Source organism: Clostridium sp. KNHs205, from assembly GCF_000702945.1.
Classification (GTDB): domain Bacteria; phylum Bacillota; class Clostridia; order Lachnospirales; family Lachnospiraceae; genus Anaerocolumna.
This window is the reverse complement of record NZ_JNLE01000003.1, coordinates 4,394,786-4,414,969: the sequence shown is the minus strand read 5'-3', so window position 1 is coordinate 4,414,969 and position 20,184 is coordinate 4,394,786. Positions and strand designations below refer to the sequence as shown.

General features: G+C 38.6%; 18 protein-coding genes. All 18 read left to right on the top strand.

Annotated features, from left to right (window positions below; translation table 11 throughout):
- The 18 genes from rsgA (at position 1) to sigE (ending at position 20,155) form a co-directional block, all read left to right on the top strand.
- A complete protein-coding gene (rsgA, locus tag BR73_RS0118370) occupies positions 1–882 on the top strand; it encodes a ribosome small subunit-dependent GTPase A (protein ID WP_033166736.1) in 882 nt (293 codons plus the stop codon).
- A 99-nt stretch (positions 883–981) separates the two neighbouring features.
- Positions 982–1,647: a ribulose-phosphate 3-epimerase gene (gene rpe, locus BR73_RS0118365; RefSeq protein ID WP_081848707.1), complete on the top strand. Its 666-nt coding sequence runs from the start codon at positions 982–984 to the stop codon at positions 1,645–1,647.
- 80 nt (positions 1,648–1,727) lie between these two features.
- Entirely contained in the window at positions 1,728–2,381 is a 654-nt protein-coding gene (locus BR73_RS0118360) for a thiamine diphosphokinase (RefSeq protein ID WP_033166734.1), read from the top strand.
- Between the two features lie 13 nt (positions 2,382–2,394).
- Complete coding sequence (gene ychF, locus BR73_RS0118355; protein WP_033166733.1) at positions 2,395–3,492, top strand: redox-regulated ATPase YchF; 1,098 nt, start codon at positions 2,395–2,397, stop codon at positions 3,490–3,492.
- A gap of 14 nt (positions 3,493–3,506) precedes the next feature.
- Positions 3,507–4,442, top strand: coding sequence for a prolipoprotein diacylglyceryl transferase (lgt, locus tag BR73_RS0118350; RefSeq protein ID WP_242860699.1), 936 nt, complete (start codon positions 3,507–3,509; stop codon positions 4,440–4,442).
- 282 nt (positions 4,443–4,724) lie between these two features.
- Complete coding sequence (gene mraZ / locus BR73_RS0118345; RefSeq protein WP_033166732.1) at positions 4,725–5,153, top strand: division/cell wall cluster transcriptional repressor MraZ; 429 nt, start codon at positions 4,725–4,727, stop codon at positions 5,151–5,153.
- A 16-nt stretch (positions 5,154–5,169) separates the two neighbouring features.
- Positions 5,170–6,126, top strand: a complete 957-nt coding sequence (gene rsmH, locus BR73_RS0118340; protein WP_081848706.1) for a 16S rRNA (cytosine(1402)-N(4))-methyltransferase RsmH — start codon at positions 5,170–5,172, stop codon at positions 6,124–6,126.
- A 37-nt stretch (positions 6,127–6,163) separates the two neighbouring features.
- Positions 6,164–6,685, top strand: coding sequence for a septum formation initiator family protein (locus tag BR73_RS0118335; protein ID WP_051685302.1), 522 nt, complete (start codon positions 6,164–6,166; stop codon positions 6,683–6,685).
- An 84-nt stretch (positions 6,686–6,769) separates the two neighbouring features.
- Positions 6,770–8,890 (top strand): penicillin-binding transpeptidase domain-containing protein, encoded by a 2,121-nt coding sequence (locus tag BR73_RS0118330; RefSeq protein WP_051685301.1) that lies wholly within the window; start codon positions 6,770–6,772, stop codon positions 8,888–8,890.
- Between the two features lie 155 nt (positions 8,891–9,045).
- Positions 9,046–10,995, top strand: a complete 1,950-nt coding sequence (locus BR73_RS0118325; protein ID WP_033166731.1) for a penicillin-binding transpeptidase domain-containing protein — start codon at positions 9,046–9,048, stop codon at positions 10,993–10,995.
- A gap of 129 nt (positions 10,996–11,124) precedes the next feature.
- Entirely contained in the window at positions 11,125–12,093 is a 969-nt protein-coding gene (gene mraY, locus BR73_RS0118320; protein ID WP_033166730.1) for a phospho-N-acetylmuramoyl-pentapeptide-transferase, read from the top strand.
- A 65-nt stretch (positions 12,094–12,158) separates the two neighbouring features.
- Positions 12,159–13,514 (top strand): UDP-N-acetylmuramoyl-L-alanine--D-glutamate ligase, encoded by a 1,356-nt coding sequence (murD, locus tag BR73_RS0118315; RefSeq protein WP_033166729.1) that lies wholly within the window; start codon positions 12,159–12,161, stop codon positions 13,512–13,514.
- A 24-nt stretch (positions 13,515–13,538) separates the two neighbouring features.
- Positions 13,539–14,684: a putative peptidoglycan glycosyltransferase FtsW gene (locus BR73_RS0118310; protein ID WP_033166728.1), complete on the top strand. Its 1,146-nt coding sequence runs from the start codon at positions 13,539–13,541 to the stop codon at positions 14,682–14,684.
- 84 nt (positions 14,685–14,768) lie between these two features.
- Positions 14,769–16,025 carry a UDP-N-acetylglucosamine 1-carboxyvinyltransferase gene (murA, locus tag BR73_RS0118305; RefSeq protein WP_033166727.1) on the top strand — a complete coding sequence of 419 codons (1,257 nt, stop codon included), beginning with the start codon at positions 14,769–14,771 and terminating at the stop codon, positions 16,023–16,025.
- A gap of 57 nt (positions 16,026–16,082) precedes the next feature.
- Positions 16,083–16,829: a cell division protein FtsQ/DivIB gene (locus BR73_RS0118300; protein ID WP_033166726.1), complete on the top strand. Its 747-nt coding sequence runs from the start codon at positions 16,083–16,085 to the stop codon at positions 16,827–16,829.
- A 153-nt stretch (positions 16,830–16,982) separates the two neighbouring features.
- A complete protein-coding gene (gene ftsZ / locus BR73_RS0118295; protein WP_033166725.1) occupies positions 16,983–18,176 on the top strand; it encodes a cell division protein FtsZ in 1,194 nt (397 codons plus the stop codon).
- Between the two features lie 295 nt (positions 18,177–18,471).
- Positions 18,472–19,392, top strand: coding sequence for a sigma-E processing peptidase SpoIIGA (locus BR73_RS0118290; protein WP_033166724.1), 921 nt, complete (start codon positions 18,472–18,474; stop codon positions 19,390–19,392).
- 22 nt (positions 19,393–19,414) lie between these two features.
- Entirely contained in the window at positions 19,415–20,155 is a 741-nt protein-coding gene (sigE, locus tag BR73_RS0118285) for an RNA polymerase sporulation sigma factor SigE (protein ID WP_033166723.1), read from the top strand.
- Positions 20,156–20,184: the final 29 nt, after the last annotated feature.

Sequence of the window (20,184 nt, the reverse complement as noted above, 5' to 3'; positions counted from 1 at the left end):
ATGAAGGGAAAGATATTAAAAGGCATCGGCGGCTTTTATTATGTATTTACTGAGAAGGAACAACTTTATGAATGCAAGGCAAAAGGGATTTTTCGAAATCAGAATATCAAACCTCTGGTAGGAGATGACGTGGAGATGGACATTCTGGACGAGGAGATGAAAAAAGGTAATATCATTAATATCCTTGAACGGACAAATGACCTGATCCGGCCTGCTGTAGCTAATGTGGACCAGGCAATGATAATTTTTGCCGCCGCCAAGCCTGCCCCGAATCTAAATCTGCTGGATCGTTTTCTAATACTGATGCTTCAGCAGAAGGTTGAAACCATCATATGCTTTAACAAAACCGATGTGGTTTCAGAAAAAGAAATTTCCCTGTTAGAGGAAACTTACCGTAACTGTGGTTACAGGACATTGTTTACCAGCACCTTTACAGAGGAGGGAATAAACTCTGTAAAGGAATTACTGGCGCATAAGACTACTGTGCTTGCAGGACCTTCTGGCGTTGGCAAATCCTCTATCATTAATCTGCTGTCTCCGGAAGCTAATACAAAAACCGGTGAAATCAGCGAAAAGATACAAAGAGGTAAACATACCACCAGACACTCAGAGCTTATAGCTGTTGGAGATGAGACTTTTGTTATGGATACGCCGGGATTTAGTTCCCTTTATCTTGAAGGTCTGGAAAAAGATGAATTAAAGGAATTCTTTCCTGAATTTAAGCAATACGATTCACAATGCAGATTCTTAGGCTGTATGCATCTTAATGAACCGGACTGCAATGTAAAAGAAGCTTTGAAGAATGGCAAAATCAGTAAAATAAGGTATAAAAACTATAAAGATTTATTCGAAGAATTAAATAACAAAAAAAAGAAATTTTAGGGTGCATGTTAGCACCCTAAATGCCGCTAAACAGCGGTGGAATAAAGGACAGGACAGGGAATTCAATCGGAGTATTGGATATTCGGAAAAGAGGTTATTATGTATAAATTGGCACCTTCAATTTTGGCTGCCGACTTTTTTAGACTCGGTGAGTATATTAAGGAAGCAGAAGCGGCTGGAGTGGAATACCTTCACATTGATGTAATGGATGGGGAATTTGTTCCCAGTATTTCATTTGGAACTCCGATTATTAAATCCATAAGAAAGGAATCCGGGCTTGTCTTTGATGTCCATCTTATGGTAGAAGAACCCATACGTTATCTGGAGGATTTCAAGGAAGCGGGTGCTGACATCATCACTGTTCATGCAGAGGCTTGCAAACACCTTCACAGAACAGTTTCTAAAATTAAGGAACTGGGGTTAAGGGCTGGAGTTTCTCTGAATCCGGCAACACCTCTCTCTGCCCTTGAATATATTCTGGATGAAGTTGATATGATTCTTATCATGAGCGTAAATCCGGGTTATGGCGGACAGGCTTTCCTCCCTCTGTCACTGAACAAAATCAGAAGTTTGAAAAAAATTCTTGATGAGAAGCAATTGAAGGTTGATATTGAAGTTGACGGTGGAATCAGTGCTTCCAATGTAGAAGAAGTTATAAAAGCCGGGGCTAATGTTATTGTTGCAGGAACTGCGGTATTCGGAGGCAATATTACCGATAATGTAAATGCCTTTAAGGAGGTATTTCGTAAATTTGAAATAGGTTGATAAAGGTAAAGTTTATTTGACAAACCTGCTTATGAACAACTGATGAAGGATGTTCAATTAATTGTAAGGATGATATTGTGATGAGTGATGGAATACTTATAATCACTGGGGGTGAGATTACCTTCCCTTTTGTGAGGGATTATCTTGCCGGCAGAAGCTTTGATAAAGTGATTGCAGTAGATAAAGGACTTATGGCTGCACAACAGCTGAACCTTGCTGTGGATTATGCGGTAGGAGATTTTGATTCAGTTTCTGAGGAAGTCTTATCTTATTATAAGCAGTTAAGCGGTGTTCAGATTGTGGAATACAATCCCATGAAAGATGCTACTGATACGGAGCTTGCTCTTGATCTGGCTGTCTCCCTGGAACCGGAGAGAATTCTTTTGCTTGGTGCTACGGGAACCAGAGCGGATCATATGCTTGCTAACATAGGGCTGTTATATACGCCTTTAAAAAAGAAAATTAGAACGACTCTGATTGATAAAAATAATAAAATATATATGATAAACCATGATACGGTTTTATACCGTAACAAACTTCACGGTCCCAATGTATCCCTGCTACCCTTTACCGAGACAGTAGATAAGATTACTCTGAAGGGCTTTAAATATCCCCTTGATGAATATACCTTAAAGTTAGGCAGCAGTATTGGAATCAGTAATGAAGTAACGGAAGAAAGAGCAGAAATCATATTGGGATCTGGTATCCTTATCGTGATTGAAGCAAAAGACTGAAAGGAAGAAATATATGAAACTAGGTATAGTAGGTTTACCCAATGTAGGTAAAAGCACACTTTTTAATTCTCTCACAAAAGCAGGAGCGGAATCCGCGAATTATCCCTTTTGCACCATTGATCCTAATGTAGGAATTGTTGCAGTACCGGATGAAAGATTGAAAGTATTAGGTGATCTTTATCATACAGAAAAAATTGTTCCTGCTGCAATTGAATTTGTAGATATTGCAGGTCTTGTTAAGGGAGCTTCTAAAGGTGAAGGTCTTGGAAATCAGTTTCTCTCAAATATCAGAGAAGTGGATGCTATTGTCCATGTGGTTCGTTGCTTTGAAGACAGTAATATTATCCATGTTGATGGCAGCGTAGAGCCGTTAAGGGATATAGAGACTATCAATCTGGAATTAATTTTCTCGGATTTGGAGATAATTGAAAGAAGAATAGCAAGAACTTCAAAGGGTGCAAAAAATGATAAAACCCTTGCAAAAGAGCTGGAGCTTCTTGAAAGACTTAAAAGTCATCTGGAAGAAGGAAATCTTGCCAAGAGCTTTGAGGTTTCAGATGATGAAGAAGCTGTTCTTGTAACCTCATTTAACCTGCTTACCTATAAACCTGTTATCTATGCGGCTAATGTTAAAGAAGAGGATCTTTCCGATGATGGTGCAAATAATAACCAGGTAGCTCAGGTCAGAGAATTTGCAGCAAAGGAAGGTTCAGAAGTATTTGTTATCTGTGCACAGATAGAGCAGGAAATTGCTGAACTTGATGAGGAAGAAAAGAAAATGTTCTTAGAAGATCTGGGGCTTAAAGAATCCGGACTTGAGAAATTGATTGCAGCCAGCTATAACATTCTTGGACTGATCAGCTATCTGACTGCAGGCCCCAAAGAAACAAAGGCCTGGACCATTCAAAAAGGTACAAAAGCCCCTCAGGCGGCAGGTAAGATTCACTCAGATTTTGAACGAGGTTTTATACGTGCAGAAATCGTCAGCTATGCAAATCTTATTGAATGCGGTAACTTTAATCTTGCAAAGGAAAAAGGTCTGGTTCGTTCAGAAGGTAAAGAATACGTAGTTCAGGATGGAGATGTTGTTCTATTCCGGTTTAATGTTTAAGAAAGCGGTGATGTATGATGCTATTAGATGCTGGTACGAATATTAATTTTCCGAATCTGGGAATCAAACTTAATGATGTAGGCTCTTCTATTAATATATTTGGCTTTTCCATAGCATATTACGGTATTGCCATCGCCATCGGGATGGTGGTGGGTTATCTGGTAGCAGAATGGCAGGCTAAAAGAACCGGACAGAATAAAGATTTATATCTGGATTTTGCCTTATATGCAATTATACTGTCAGTAATAGGTGCGAGAGTTTATTATGTAATATTCAACTGGAATGAGTACAAAGATGCCCCTCTTCAGATATTAAATATACGAAATGGTGGTCTTGCAATCTATGGTGGTATCATAACTGCTGTTATTACTGCATTTGTCTATACAAAAATAAAGAAAATATCCTTTGGGCTTTTAGCTGACACAGCCGTTCTTGGACTTATAGCAGGACAGGTCATAGGCAGATGGGGAAATTTTTTTAACAGGGAGGCTTTTGGCGAGTATTCAAACGGATTATTTGCCATGCAGCTTAATCTGAAGGACGTCAGCAGTGACTACACTATGCCCGTAGCACAGCTGGCACAGAAATTTGCCGGTAAGGAACAGGCATACCAAAAGATATTGGAAATCAGAAACAATACTGTTAGTATAGAAGGGATTCCTTACATTCAGGTTCAACCCACTTTTTTATACGAATCTGTATGGAATCTGGTCCTGCTGATATTACTTATCCTTTATTCAAAGCATAAGAAATTCGATGGGGAAGTATTTCTGCTCTATTTATTTGGTTATGGTTTGGGGCGGTTGTGGATAGAAGGCTATCGTACAGATCAGTTATTTCTTTTTAATACACCTCTGGCTGTATCGCAGTTGTTGTCCGGAATCCTGGTTATAGCTGCGGCAGTTGTTATTGTGGCAATGAGACGTCGAAAAACAAAGAAAACTGTATAAAAATGCATAATATGATTTATGAAGAGTTAAAAGAGAATAGGACAATTTTCCTATTCTCTTTTTTTGTCCTTTTTAAAGCAAATCATGATACCTGTAATACCGGTTACACTAGATATTGTAGGTGATAAATAAAATTACACAAAATTACCAAAAAAAGTAAAATATGGAAGGTAAAAATATTCAGAAATGCTTGCCATATGAAGTAAAGTGGTATAAAATAGCCTTATAAGTGGTGCAAAGTGGTGGAAAGTGGTACTAAGTGGTGGACGGGTGGTGAGATTCATGTTCATGGGAGAGTATAACCATACGATTGATACAAAAGGACGAATTATAATGCCCTCTAAATTCAGAGATGAATTAGGAGATAATTTTGTAGTTACCCAAGGATTAGATGGGTGTCTTTTTGTATATCCTAATGAAGAATGGATGAATTTCGTCAACCAGCTGAAGAATCTTCCGGGTACTAAAGATGCCAGACAATTACAGCGATATTTTATGGCTGGGGCAGCTGATTGTGAAGTGGACAAGCAGGGCAGAGTATTAATACCTGCTAAATTAAGAGAAACGGCAGCTCTTGAAAAAGATATTGTATTTGTCGGTGTGCTAAGTAAGATTGAGATCTGGTCCAAAGAGAGATGGGATAGTAACAATAATTATGAAAATATGGATCAGGTAGCTGAGCATATGGCAGATTTCGGGTTAAGTTTTTAATATGGGAGATTTCAGAATGGATATGGAAAATAAACAAGTAGAATTTAAGCATATATCAGTACTGCTGCAGGAGACCATTGACATGTTAAATATCCGTGGAGACGGAATATATGTAGATGGAACTTTAGGCGGGGGCGGCCACTCCTATGAAATATGCAAAAGGCTTGAAAGCGGAGGCCGACTGATTGGTATTGATCAGGATGAAGCCGCTATACAAGCTGCCAGTTTGCGCCTTGAGAATTTTAAAGACAAGGTTACTATAATAAGAAGTAATTACGTCAACATGAAGAAGGTATTAGAAGAACAGGGAATCCATAAGGTAGACGGAATTATGCTGGATTTAGGTGTGTCCTCCCATCAGCTTGATACAACTGCCAGAGGTTTCTCCTATAAGGAAGATGCACCTTTGGACATGCGTATGGATACCAGAATGGATATCTCAGCAAAAGATATTGTTAACGGTTACAGTGAATTCGATTTATATCGTATTATCAGAGACTACGGTGAAGATAAATTTGCAAAAAATATTGCAAAACATATAGTTAGGATAAGAGAAGAGCAGCCTATTGAAACAACTGGTCAGCTGACAGAAGCAATCAAAGCTGCTATTCCTGCCAAGCTTCGTATGAACGGACATCCCGGCAAAAAGACTTTTCAGGCTATCAGGATAGAGTTGAATAAAGAACTTGAGGTATTAAGCAGTGCTCTTGAGGATATGATAAATCTGCTAAATGATAATGGAAGGCTATGTATCATAACTTTTCATTCTCTTGAAGATAGAATCGTTAAATCATTTTTCAGGAACAAAGAAAACCCATGTACCTGCCCGCCCAGTTTCCCGGTATGTGTTTGCGGAAATAAAAGTCTTGGAAAGGTAATAACACGAAAAGCATTATTGCCATCAGAAGAAGAAATATTAAATAACAAAAGATCAAAAAGCGCTAAACTCAGAGTGTTTGAGCGCCACATATAAAAGACAGAACCGAAAGACATAAAAGGGGGAGAATATAATGGAGGAGAATAAGCGAAAGTATAACCGGCAGAACAGTTATTATGACGGAAATGCGGTGAGAAAACTGCAGTACGCCGCACAGCCGGATGACGACAGAGAAGAAACCAGAAATGTTCCTAAGGTCAAACCAAAGCCGGCAGTCAGAAGAAGAGCAAAACGAAGACCGGCTATGAATTTGTTTTCTGTGTTTTTTCTTACAGCTGCCATCGGAATAACAGTTTATTCCTGTATTGGGTACTTGAATGTGCAGACACAAATAACCCAAAAGCATAATGAAATTGCTGTTCTTGAGCGCGACCTTGCGAAAATGCAGAATGATAATGACGCTAATCTGGCGAAAATCGATACTTCTATTGATTTGAAGTATATATATGAGTACGCTACCAGCAAATTGGGTATGGTCTATCCCGATGACAGTCAGGTAATATTGTATGAAAGCAATGTCAGTGACTATGTAAAACAATACAAAGACATACCGGAGGCAGAAGACAATTCCTTATTTGGCAAACTGAAGAAGTAAATTGAGACACGGTGTGACTGTATACATATTTCACACTTCTTATCGGAAGTATCCTATACTTACGTGGTACAACAGGAGTAGATTATGGCTAATCAAGGGATGAAGCAAAGAAGAACTAAAAAGATTAAGAAGTTTACAAATCGTATGAGCAGCAGATTACTTTTCGTTTTTTCTGTGGTACTGATATTTATGACAGTACTTATAGGCCGAATCGTGTATTTAAATCATACGGATGGTGTACGTTACGAAAAAAAAGTCCTTTCACAGCAGACTTACACAAGTACTACGATACCTTACCAGAGAGGAAGCATACTTGACCGAAATGGTACTGTATTAGCTTATAGTGAAAAGGTCTACAATGTTATCTTAGATGTTTATTACGCCTTATCCGAGAAAGAGTATGCGGAGCCGACAAAAAAAGCACTTGTTGATTCTTTTGAAGGTGTAACGGAAGAAAAAATCAATAAGCTTTATGAAGAGAAGAAGACCAGCAGGTACAGCATAATTCTAAAGAGCATATCCTATGAGGATATGGAAAAATTCAAAGAGCTTGCAAAAGCTGATGAAAATATTCAGGGCGTTTGGTTTGAAGAGGATTATAAACGCAAATACCCTTATGAAACTTTAGCATCCAGTGTCCTGGGCTTCACGACAAGCGATAATAATGGAAACTGGGGTATTGAGCAGTATTATAATGATACTTTAAATGGTACAAATGGCATTGAATTCGGATATATGGATTCAGAATTGAAATTAGAAAAGAATGTAAAACCCTCCATTAACGGTAATACGGTAGTGTCAACCATAGATGCTAATGTACAGAGAATTGTACAAGATCATATAAAAGCGTACATAAAAGAGTATGACCCGGATAATATGGGCGTCATTGTAATGAATCCTAACAATGGAGAGATTTTAGCAATGGCTTCAAATCAAGAATATGATTTAAACAAACCTACAGATCTTACACCTTTCTTTACAAAAGATGAAATAAAGGGTATGACGGAAGAAGAAAAGATGAACTTCTTAAATAATCTGTGGAGAAATTATACCATTAGTAATTCAATAGAGCCAGGTTCTACTTTTAAACCCTTTACTATAGCTGCTGCATTGGAAGAGAATCTGATAAAACCCAGCGATACTTTTTATTGTGATGGCGGGGAAAATATATTGGGGACTTTTGTAGGCTGTTCTAAGAGAGCAGGGCATGGTGAGATTACATTAACACAGGCACTGATGTTTTCCTGTAATGATGCGTTAATGCAGATCGTAGAAAAAGAAGGCACAAAATTATTTACAAGCTATCAGAAATATTTCGGATTTGGCGGAAGAACAGGAATTGATCTTCCTGGAGAAGATTCGGGAATTCTTTTTGCAAATGATAAATTATCCAAGCTTGACCTTGCGATCAGCAGTTTCGGACAGACTTTTACTGTAACTATGATTCAAATGGCAGCTGGTTATTCTTCTTTGGTAAATGGCGGATATTACTACGAACCCCATATTGTAAAAGAAGTATTGAACTCTGGTGGAAGTGTAGTATCCACCAATGACAAGAAGCTTGCAAAGTTATCAGTTTCAAGCACTACTTCTGACTTCTTAAAGGAAGCCTTGCTAAAGACAGTAAATGAAGGAACAGCTCATGGGGCAAAGGTAGCTGGTTATGAAATCGGAGGTAAAACTGGAACGGCACAGACCTATCCCAGAGCTGCCGAAGAAAAACTTTTGTCATTTATCGGAAGTGTTCCCGCAAACGACCCACAGTTAGTTGTTTATGTAGTCATACATAATCCTAAAAAAGTGGAAAAGTTAAAGCAGACCAGTGCACTGGCAACAGAAGAAGCAGGTGCAATAATGGCAGAGATTCTACCCCTTCTGGAGATTTATCCGGCGGCTGATGGTGCTGGAGCAGCAACTAACACTGGAAAAGGTACTGATAACGCAAACAAGGAAAGCACCGGGAATAAAGAAACCGCCGGGAATGCAGAAAACTCTGAGAACAGCTCTAATCAGGAAAACGGACAGGTAACCAATACCCAGGACAATGAAACACAGAGCAGTACTCAGGATACAGAACAAGAGACGGAAGATGGATTTCCTGTTGAAGGCAGTATAGATCCTCTGCCAAATGCAATAGGTGATAACACAGGAGATAATACAACTACTGCTGGTGATGCTGAATCACAAGATAATAATTCAGAGTAAAATTCTCCCGAGGTAATAAATATGGTTCTAAACTAAGCGTTTAGAAAATCTTCACTATTATATACAGAGACAACTTTCATCACATTGCTATTATTATACATAACCTATAAAGGATTGTCATAAAATGAAACAATCAGATAAATGGGGCATCCTTTATGGCAAGAAATAAAACCTTTAACCGCAGGAATGTATTTATAGTAGTAGCAGTAATTGTAATTGCTGCTACACTCCTTACAGTCAGGCTGGCATATTTAATGATTGCCAAATCAGCGGATTATGCTGAAAGAGCTCAGAAGCTTCATGAGAGGGAAAGAGCTATTAAAGCAGAAAGAGGAATAATCTATGACAGGAACGGAATTATTTTAGCAGATAATAAGCCTGTCAGTACCATATCCGTAATACATAGCCAGATTAAAGAACCTGAAAAGGTAATTAAGTTTCTCTCAGAAACCTTAGGCCTTAGTGAAGCCTATGTTCGTAAGAGAGTGGAGAAGAATTCTTCTATTGAAAGAGTAAAATCAAATGTAGATAAAACTTTAGCCGATAAAATCAGAGAATATGATTTAGATGGTGTTATGGTTGATGAAGACTACAAAAGATACTACCCCTATGGTGATTTGGCTTCCAAGGTAATAGGGTTCACAGGAGGAGATAATCAGGGTATTATTGGTCTGGAAGTCGAGTATGATGATTATTTAAAAGGTCTCGATGGTACCATACTAACCCTTACCACAGCATACGGAGTCGAGATAGATAACGCGGCAGAGGACAGAATTGAACCTGTTGCCGGAAAAGATCTGTATACCAGTATTGATGTTAATATACAAAAGTATGCCGAACAGGCAGCAATGAAAGTACTGGAAGCCAAAAATGCAAACAATGTTAAGATGATTCTGATGAATCCGCAAAATGGCGAAATCTATGCATGTGTTAATGTTCCTGAGTTTGATCTTAATGATCCTTATACTTTAACAGAATCTGCATTGAATGGCCTGGATGTTTCTACTTTAACAGATAAACAGAAAAATGACCTTCTTAATAACATGTGGAGAAATGCAAGTATCAGTGATACCTATGAACCTGGTTCAACTTTTAAAGTTGTTACTGCAACTGCAGCATTAGAAGAGAAGGTTGTTAAACTTACAGATAGATTTCACTGCCCGGGTTTCAAAATAGTGGAGGACCGCAGAATCCGCTGCCACAAGGCCGGCGGACATGGCAGTGAAGATTTTATAGATGGTATCAAGAACTCCTGTAACCCTGTGTTTATGGAAATTGGGGCAAGGGTGGGAGTAACCAATATGTATAAGTACTTTGACAGATTAGGATTGTTTCGTAAAACAGGTGTGGATCTTCCAGGTGAAGCAAAGTCTATTATGCATAAACCGGATAACGTAGGTGCGGTTGAATTGGCTACCATTTCCTTTGGACAGTCATTTCAGATAACTTCCCTGCAGCTATTAGTAGCTGCCAGTGCTATTGTAAATGGAGGGAAAATCGTAACACCTCACTTCGGTGTAGAAGTCAAAGGGAAAGATGGTACGGTAGTAAAGACTCTGAACTATGAGGAACAGGAGAATGCCGTATCGAAAGAAACCTCTGATTTAATGAAACAACTTCTTGAAACGGTTGTATCCGACGGTACCGGAAACCGTGCCTACCTGGCAGGTTATCATATTGGTGGAAAAACTGCAACCTCTGAGAAATTACCAAGAAGCAGCAACAAATACATATCATCATTTCTTGGCTTTGCTCCTGCCGATAATCCGCAGATCATCGGCATTGTTCTAATAGATGAACCGGAAGGCATATATTATGGCGGAACTATTGCAGCTCCTGTTATCGCTGAAGTATATGAAAATGCACTTCCTTACCTTGGTATCGAACCCGTATATACAGAGGATGAAATCAAGGAAAACAATATCGGAACAATGATAATGCCGGATTTAGCCGGGTTATCAAAAGCAGAGGTGAAGAAGCTTTTAAAAGACTATACTTTTAAAGAAGTATATTATGATGGTGAGGGAGAAAAGGTAAAAAGCCAATTTCCATTAAAAGGTGAAGAGATTAATAACAACAGTAACTTGATTCTGTATATGGAATAGCTTATAATAATCCGTGGTCGTACAAAGGAGAAACTGCATAAATTGAATGAAAACAGCTACGAAAGAGTGTTTTATTCAATTTATGTATAGGAATAAGAGTAATAGGCCATTGTACGGAGGAAACAAGAAATGGATTCTAGGCAACTAATGCCCGTTGTAATAGCTTTTGTTATTAGCTTAACTTTATGCCCTATCCTTATTCCATTTCTAAAGAGGCTTAAATGGGGGCAATATGTTAGAAGCAACGGTCCCAAAAGCCATCTGCGCAAAACAGGTACACCCACAATGGGGGGTATAGTTATCTTGCTTGGTATTGTATTAACATCAATCCTATACCTTAAAGATAATAAAGATATTATACCGGTTCTGTTTGCAACAGTGGGCTTTGGCTTAATCGGATTTCTGGATGATTATCTGAAGATTGTTATGAAAAGATCAATGGGACTAAAAGTCTGGCAGAAATTGTTAGGACAGATACTGGTAACAATAATTTTTGTGATTTATTTCACAAAACATACGGAAGTAGGAACTTCTGTATTAATACCCTTTACAGGCGGATTTGATGAAGGTTATTATCTGGAAATCGGTATATGGTTTATTCCGATGATGATCTTTATTATGCTTGGAGTCGTTAATGGAGCTAATTTTACTGACGGACTGGATGGTCTGGCTGCCAGTGTTACTTTGCAGATAACTACTTTTTTCTCTGTTGCAGCGATTGTGGTGGGCAGCAGCATATCACCGATAACCAATGCAGCAGCAGGCAGCCTGTTAGGGTTTCTGATATTTAACATATATCCGGCAAGGGTATTTATGGGGGATACCGGTTCTTTGGCATTAGGCGGTTTTGTGGCTGCTTCAGCTTTTATGCTGAAAATGCCGTTATTTCTGATAATTGTAGGTTTAATTTATCTCATTGAAGTAATTTCGGTAGTATTACAAATAGTATACTTTAGAATAACAGGGGGAAAGAGAATATTTAGAATGGCCCCTATTCACCATCATTTTGAACTATGTGGTTGGTCAGAAATGAAAGTAGTATCAGTATTTTCCATAGCAACTGCCCTTTGCTGTATTATTGCATTGCTTGGTATCTGACACAGCCAAAGAAAACATAAGGTGAAAACCGGATTACTACAGCAAGAAAGAAGGATTATATTAAGATGAAACTGGATAAGAAAACTGTATTGGTATTTGGTACCGGATTAAGCGGTATTTCAGCCGTTCGTTTCCTGGAGGATATAACTGATAAGATAATTGTATATGATACCAATGCCAGTCTGGATATAGAAACAATCAGAGAAAAGCTTACTGACTCTTTTACCGGAGAAATAGTATTAGGCGAACTGAAGGAGGAATATCTTGAGACGGTCAGTTTGGCTGTTCTCAGCCCTGGAGTTCCCACAGACCTTCCTGTTGTAAACAGAATCAGAGAAAAAAATATACCTGTCTGGGGTGAAGTAGAACTGGCATATTATAAAGCCAAAGGAAAAGTTGCTGCAATAACCGGAACAAATGGTAAAACTACCACTACCTCTTTGGTAGGTGATATTATGAAAGCATATTTCGAAGAGGTGTTTGTTGTCGGTAATATCGGTATACCATATACAGATATAGCCTGTAAGACTTCAGCGGCTTCTGTAACTGTAATTGAAATGAGCAGTTTTCAGCTGGAGACAATCGTAGATTTTAGACCTCAGGTCAGTGCAATCCTTAATATAACACCGGATCATCTTAACCGCCATCATACCATGGAAAACTACATTGCTGCAAAGTTAAATATAGCGAAAAATCAAGGTGCTGATGATGTATGCATATTGAATTACGAAGATGAAGTTTTAAGGGAAGCCGGTAAAGGATTAAAAACAAACGTATTGTATTTCAGCAGCCTTAGAAAGTTAGAGAAGGGAATATATCTGGAAGGTGACAATATAATATACAGTGATGGAAAGAATACAGAGACTGTCGTTGATGTTACTCAAATGAATATATTCGGAAGACATAATTATGAAAACACAATGGCTGCCATAGGAATCGCACTATCCCTTAAAGTGCCGGTAGAGGTTATCAACAAAGCAGTCAGAAACTTTGTTGCTGTGGAACACCGAATTGAATTCGTTACAACCAAAAATGGTGTGAAATATTATAACGATTCAAAAGGGACCAATCCCGATGCTTCCATTAAAGCCATTGAATCTATGCCTGCACCGACCTGCCTTATTGCAGGAGGGTATGACAAGGGTTCGGAATATGATGAGTGGCTGGAAGCCTTTAAGGGCAAGATAAAGGCTCTGGTGCTTATTGGCCAGACAAAGGATAAAATTGCAGAAACAGCCAGAAATCATGGCTTTCATGATATCTATATGACTGATAGTTTACAGGAAGCTGTGGAAACCTGCCACAGATTATCACAGGAAGGGGATTGTGTACTTCTGTCACCTGCCTGCGCGAGTTGGGATATGTTCCCTAATTATGAAGAAAGAGGCCGTCTCTTTAAAGAATACGTAAGAAATTTATAAGACAAGAATCAAAGTGAGGTCTGCATGACAAGGGAAGAGAGAGATAAAGGAAAATCCAGAAAACTTCATAGCTACTATGATTACAATCTGTTGTTTCTTACGATTTTTCTGGTGTGCTTTGGATTGGTTATGGTTTACAGCACCAGTTCCTATAATGCAGCCAGAAAATATTTAAATCCTGCATACTATCTGGAAAAACAAGGTGCCTTTGCAATTCTTGGAATCGTTGTAATGCTTATTGTTTCAAAGATTGATTACCGAATATATAAGCTTAAGTTTCCGGTTATAAAGCTAAGACCGGTTGTGGTATTATACTTTTTGTGTATCATCCTGCAAATTTGTGTTTTATTATTTGCCAAAGAGATAAATGGTTCAAAGAGATGGCTGTCCTTAGGACCCCTTGGAACCTTTCAGCCTTCTGAGCTTTCCAAAGTTGCCATAATTTTGTTTACAGCATATATTGTCTGTCTTTCACCGAAGCGGCTGGATAAGTTTACGGGGTTTTTACGAATAGCAGCATATGTTGTGCCGCTCATAGGACTGGTACTGTCTCAGAATTTTAGTACTGCGCTTGTAATGGGTCTGATTATGGTAGCCATATGTTTTGTGGCCAGTAGAAAGAAACTTTATTTTATTGTTTCTGGCGGTCTGATGGTTGCCATTGGTGCCATATTCATATTCTTTGTTAGTTACCGAAGTGAGAGAATTACAGTGTGGCTGAATGTAGAGACTCACGAGAAAGGTTACCAGATACTTCAAGGGCTCTATGCCATTGCCTCCGGCCGGATATTTGGTAAAGGCCTTGGAGAGAGTATGCAAAAGCTTGGTTTTATTCCGGAATCTCATAACGATATGATATTTGCGGTAATTTGTGAAGAACTTGGACTCTTTGGAGCAATAGCAGTAATTTTGCTCTTCGTCCTGGTTATCTGGAGGCTTTTTATAATTGCGGTAAATGCACCGGATCTTTTTGGTGGTCTAATAGCTACCGGTGTATTAACACATATAGCAGCACAGGTACTAATTAACATTGCAGTAGTTACCAATACAATTCCTTCTACAGGAATTCCTTTGCCCTTTATATCATACGGAGGAACATCGCTTCTTGTGTTGTTAACAGAAATGGGAATTGTATTAAGTGTATCCAATCAGATTAAGTATGAAAAATAACAGGTATTTGCTTCCCCTTTTGGCTGCAAGCACAAATATAATTAAATTACATATAGTAATACTATATTAGGTTTGAGGTGTACCATGGCATATATTGAAATTGTTGGTGGTAAACAGCTAAGCGGTGAAGTTAACATACAAGGTTCTAAAAATGCCGTATTACCAATTTTAGCAGCTACATTATTAATAAACGGTGTTACAAAGCTGAATCATTGTCCGAGAATTCTGGATGTGGAGCATATGATAGAGATTCTCATTGATATCGGTTGTACCGTTACCTGGGAAGGCTCCTCTATCATTGTTGATGCAAGAGGTTTATCAACAGATATCGTCCCAACGGATCTTGTCAAAAAGATGCGCTCTTCCATTATATTAATGGGAGCTCTTTTAGGAAGAACCCACAGCACAGTCATATCCTATCCTGGTGGCTGTACCATTGGTGCAAGACCTATCAATTTTCATTTGGAGGCTTTTAAACAGATGAATGTTGTTCTGGAAGAAGAGGACGGGCTGATTAAATGTGTGACAGATGGGATTAAAGGAGCCGATATTTATTTTCCTTCACCCAGCGTGGGAGCAACAGAGAATGTTATTCTTGCGGCAGTTTTAGGCAGTGGGAAGACCAGGATTTTTAATGCAGCCAGAGAGCCGGAAATTCTTGAATTGTGTAAATTCTTAATTTCTGCAGGAGCTAAGATATATGGTTCAGGTACCGGAAGAATTGAAATTGAAGGGGTTACAGCCTTGCATCAGACGGAATACACAGCACCATCTGATCGAATTGTAGCGGGTACTTACCTGGCAGCAGCTGCCGGTGCGGGAGGAGATGTTGTATTAAGAGGTTTAGGCTGCGGCAGTCTTTATGTAGTCATTCAGACCTTAAAGCGGATGGGAAGCCGTATTAAATGCTATGAGGATTCCATCTCTCTTCATTCCGATGGAACAGTAAGACCGGTACCGGAGATTATAACAGAACCATATCCCGGATTTCCTACGGATATGCAGTCACAAATCATGTCGGTGCTTATGAAAGCATCCGGTAACAGCAAAATAGTGGAAGAAATATTTGAAGGCAGATATCAGAATGTACCGGAACAGGCCAGATTTGGTGCGCAGATTTGTTTACAGGACAGAGTGGCGCATATAACAGGTGTTCCTGCTTTAAAAGCTTCTGAAGTATCCGCAGGTGAGTTAAGGGGGGGAGCAGCACTTGTGATAGCCGGTTTAATGGCAGAGGGTAAAACAATTGTTAAGAATCCATATCATATCCAGAGGGGATATGAGGATATATGCAGAGACTTAAGGGCTTTGGGGGCACAGATTGAATATAAAAATGAGTAACTGATGAGAAGTTTAAGGAGTTAAAATAATTGCCAGGAAGGATAAGGTGCTTTGAAAATGCGACAGGATAAAAACAGCAAAACGATATTTACCCCCCTGGGGAAACTGCTGCTGTTTGGCCTTTTTGTTTTTCTTGCGGTAATCCTGCTTTATATGACCTGTAATCTGAGGTCGGTTACGATAATCGGCAGCACCAATTATAGTGAAGATGAGTTAAAGCAGGAATTACTGACAAGTAAAACCGATAGCAATACCATACTTTTTTACCTGAGACTGATGTATGGCAAAAAGGAACCGATTCCCTTTGTTGAAAAGATTACAGCAACGATGGTGGACAGGCATACCGTTAAACTGCATGTCTATGAAAAACCGGTAATCGGCTGTATTCAGTATATGGGTAGTTATATGTATTTTGATAAAGATGGTATTGTCGTGGAAACTTCTCAGGAAAAACTTGAGGGAGTACCATTTATAACAGGGCTGAATTTTAACAGTTTTATACTGCACGATAAGATGGAAACAGAAAACCCGGAGCTTTTCCCGGTTATACTAAAGATTACTCAATTAATTCAGAAATTTGAACTGGACATCAATACCATTCAGTTTAACGAAGACTATGAGGTGACGTTAAAAAACGGACAGAGCATAGTGTTATTGGGGAAAAGGGATTCCTATGATGAGCAGATTGCAAACCTGAAGGGGCTATTGCCGACAGTACCTCAGAAAAACGGGAAGATTCTTTCCATTGACCTGAAGAATTATATGGAAGGTCAGGAAAAAATTGTTGCAAAGCCTGTCAAATAAAACGTTAAAAAAAGGTTGATTATTTAGTGGATTAAAGATATGATATTTATTAGAATAACCAGTCTTATATTACTAGAAGCTCAATGTTGAATAAGAAAATGGAATCGGATATAATTAATATAATTTTAGGTGTATAGTGAAGGAGGAAGTACCTTGCTTGAAATAAGAACGAGTGAAACAGAATCTACTGCAAAAATACTAGTTATCGGAGTAGGCGGAGCAGGAAATAATGCTGTAAATAGAATGGTTGAGCAGAATATCAAAGGTGTTGAATTTGTTTGTATCAATACGGACAAGCAGCATTTAAAGAATTGTAAGGCTCCTCAATGTGTTCAGATTGGTGAGAAGCTTACGAAAGGTCTTGGTGCAGGAGCTCAGCCGGAAATTGGAGCACAGGCGGCAGAAGAGAGCAAGGAAGAACTGATAGAGATAATCAAAGGTTCCGATATGGTATTTGTAACCTGCGGCATGGGCGGTGGAACTGGTACTGGAGCAGCACCGGTAGTTGCACAGATAGCAAAAGATATGGGAATCCTTACGGTAGGTATCGTAACGAAACCCTTTAAATTTGAAGCAAAAGCGCGTATGAACAATGCTCTTGGCGGCATTGAGCGGTTAAAAGAACATGTGGACACATTGATAGTGATTCCTAATGATAAATTAATGGAAATTGTAGACAGACGAACTACCATCCCTGATGCGCTTAAAAAGGCCGATGAGGTTCTTCAGCAAGGTGTCCAGGGTATTACGGATCTGATTAATGTACCAGGTCTTATTAATCTGGATTTTGCCGATGTTCAGACTGTCATGAAAGATAAAGGAGTTGCTCATATCGGTATTGGTATCGGAAAAGGAGACGATAAATGTATCAGTGCTGTTAACCAGGCCATTACCAGTCCTCTTCTTGAGACTACCATATCAGGAGCTTCCCATGTTATTATCAACATTTCCGGCGATATCAGTTTGATCGAAGTAAATGAGGCAGCAACCATGGTACAGGAGCTGGCTGGTGAAAATGCCAATATCATCTTTGGTGCTATGTATGATGATGCTAATACAGACTATGTTACCATTACGGTAATAGCAACCGGGCTTGACGGAGAGGCAGGCAGCAAAGGAGAAGCAAAAGGTCCCAGTTTCTTAAAACAACCAGCGACCAGACCTGATTATAAGTTTAATAATCAGCAGTCCCCTTTTGAAAAAGCACAGTCACAGGTGGCAGCTACTCAGTCTGCACCAACGTCTCCTTATTCTGGTACGCCTGCTCATTATCCAAGCAGAGATGCCAATGAAGTAGGAAGTATTAAAATACCAGAGTTTTTACAGAAAAACAAAAATCATAAGTAATTAAATAAAAGCTTAAAATAGCCTGTATTCGAGAAATCGGATACAGGCTATTTTTTTTATGAAATTTAACAATTCAGACTCATTGTTCTTAATTTCACCAGAAGCCCTGTACAATTAACATATATTTACAAAACAATAAATTTTATAACAGGATTATATATTATGTCGTTGAAATGGAGGGGATATTGTAAGTGAGAGTAAATGAAAACAGGTTCAACTATTCCAGTATTTGACAAATTAAACGGGCATTAACAGCTATAATAGGATTTATTATAAATGAAATGAGGGGGTGGCATTGTATTTAGACGTTTATGTTGATGTTATTTTTATCATAAATTTCATCATGGATTTTATTCTGTTAACAGTAGTAAAAAAAATACTAAGGTATACAGGTTCATCTATAAGATGCTGCCTGGGAGCTGCTGCAGGAGCTTTGGGAGCTTGTGTATTTGCGGTAATTCCGTATTTGAATCATTTAATTCAATTTTTAACTGCTTACATTTTGTTAAGCTGCCTGTTGGTTATGATATCATTTGGCAAAAGAAATCTAAAAGAATTTCTAAAAGCGGCAGGACTTCTTTACATAACCACCTTTTTTCTGGGTGGATTGCTGAACAGCCTGTATTATTATACCGGTTTTGGATATTACTTTAGAGAACTGATGCAGGGGAGATTGCTTTCAAAGCAGGGATATCAGCATTTTTATCTGGCAGTTTTGGCAGGGACTATCGGTTTGATTATTTTTATCAGCCTTTTAAAACGGCTTCGGTATAAGGAAACAGACTATTATAAGACAGAGCTTTATTTTAATGAAAGAACTGTTAAAGCTGTAGGATTTATGGATACCGGAAATTGCTTAAAAGACCCGTATTTCGGGAAACCGGTAATTGTAGCGGAATATACGGTGATTGAACCCTTATTGACGGATTCTCAGAATAATATGCTGTGTAATCTGTTCGACGATTTTAGTAATTGTACTTCTCTTTCTGGTATGAATCAGGAGGAAGTGCAACCGGGCGAATATCTTCCTCTTCGGATGATTCCTTTTCAATCAGTTGGTAAAAAGGGAATATTACCGGCAATTGTACTTGATAAAATCATCCTTTGGGAAGGGAAAGAAGAGACTGTCAGGGAAAAAGTTCTAACTGCCATTAGCAGGGAGGATGTATCCGTACGTAAGGATTATCAGATCATTTTACATAGGGAGGTTATGTGATGGAAAGGGAGGAAAGAGATTAATGCTGTTAAAAATAACAATCCCGAATAAGTTTACATTTCGGTTGATACCTGATTTCAGAAGTATTCTGTTTAACGGTCGCGGTGAGATACATTATATCGGCGGGGCTGAGGTTCTTCCTGCACCCCTTGATGCGGTCAGGGAAGCAGAAGAAATTGCGCGGCTTGGTACGGAAGATGATACCCAGGCTAAATCCATACTGGTAGAGCATAATCTCCGATTGGTTGTGTACATAGCTAAAAAATTTGATAATACAGGAGTAGGTGTTGAGGATTTGATTTCTATAGGAACCATAGGACTTATCAAAGCTATTAATACCTATAATCCGGATAAGAATATTAAGCTTGCTACCTATGCCTCCAGATGTATTGAGAATGAAATTCTCATGTATCTGAGAAGGAATAATAAGACGAAACTGGAAGTATCCATTGATGAACCCCTTAATGTGGATTGGGATGGCAACGAACTCCTGTTATCCGATATACTTGGTACGGAAGAGGATGTCATATATCGAAATATTGAAGAAGAAGTAGACAGAAAGCTTCTTGGTAAAGCTCTTTCAAAACTAAGTGAAAGAGAAAGAATCATTGTACAGCTGCGGTTCGGAATCAATACCGAGGACGGTAATGAAAGGACTCAAAAGGAGGTTGCAGATCTTCTGGGCATATCACAATCCTATATATCCAGATTAGAAAAAAAGATTATAAAGCGATTAAAAAAAGAAATGCTGCGTTTGGAATAATTAGATTTTTAAATTTAAGAAAAAAGGAA

Coding starts and splice junctions, on each gene's coding strand:
- rsgA (WP_033166736.1), top strand. CDS start 1: ATGAAGGGAAAGATATTAAAAGGCATCGGCGGCTTTTATTATGTATTT.
- rpe (WP_081848707.1), top strand. CDS start 982: ATGTATAAATTGGCACCTTCAATTTTGGCTGCCGACTTTTTTAGACTC.
- BR73_RS0118360 (WP_033166734.1), top strand. CDS start 1,728: ATGAGTGATGGAATACTTATAATCACTGGGGGTGAGATTACCTTCCCT.
- ychF (WP_033166733.1), top strand. CDS start 2,395: ATGAAACTAGGTATAGTAGGTTTACCCAATGTAGGTAAAAGCACACTT.
- lgt (WP_242860699.1), top strand. CDS start 3,507: ATGATGCTATTAGATGCTGGTACGAATATTAATTTTCCGAATCTGGGA.
- mraZ (WP_033166732.1), top strand. CDS start 4,725: ATGTTCATGGGAGAGTATAACCATACGATTGATACAAAAGGACGAATT.
- rsmH (WP_081848706.1), top strand. CDS start 5,170: ATGGATATGGAAAATAAACAAGTAGAATTTAAGCATATATCAGTACTG.
- BR73_RS0118335 (WP_051685302.1), top strand. CDS start 6,164: ATGGAGGAGAATAAGCGAAAGTATAACCGGCAGAACAGTTATTATGAC.
- BR73_RS0118330 (WP_051685301.1), top strand. CDS start 6,770: ATGGCTAATCAAGGGATGAAGCAAAGAAGAACTAAAAAGATTAAGAAG.
- BR73_RS0118325 (WP_033166731.1), top strand. CDS start 9,046: ATGGCAAGAAATAAAACCTTTAACCGCAGGAATGTATTTATAGTAGTA.
- mraY (WP_033166730.1), top strand. CDS start 11,125: ATGGATTCTAGGCAACTAATGCCCGTTGTAATAGCTTTTGTTATTAGC.
- murD (WP_033166729.1), top strand. CDS start 12,159: ATGAAACTGGATAAGAAAACTGTATTGGTATTTGGTACCGGATTAAGC.
- BR73_RS0118310 (WP_033166728.1), top strand. CDS start 13,539: ATGACAAGGGAAGAGAGAGATAAAGGAAAATCCAGAAAACTTCATAGC.
- murA (WP_033166727.1), top strand. CDS start 14,769: ATGGCATATATTGAAATTGTTGGTGGTAAACAGCTAAGCGGTGAAGTT.
- BR73_RS0118300 (WP_033166726.1), top strand. CDS start 16,083: ATGCGACAGGATAAAAACAGCAAAACGATATTTACCCCCCTGGGGAAA.
- sigE (WP_033166723.1), top strand. CDS start 19,415: ATGCTGTTAAAAATAACAATCCCGAATAAGTTTACATTTCGGTTGATA.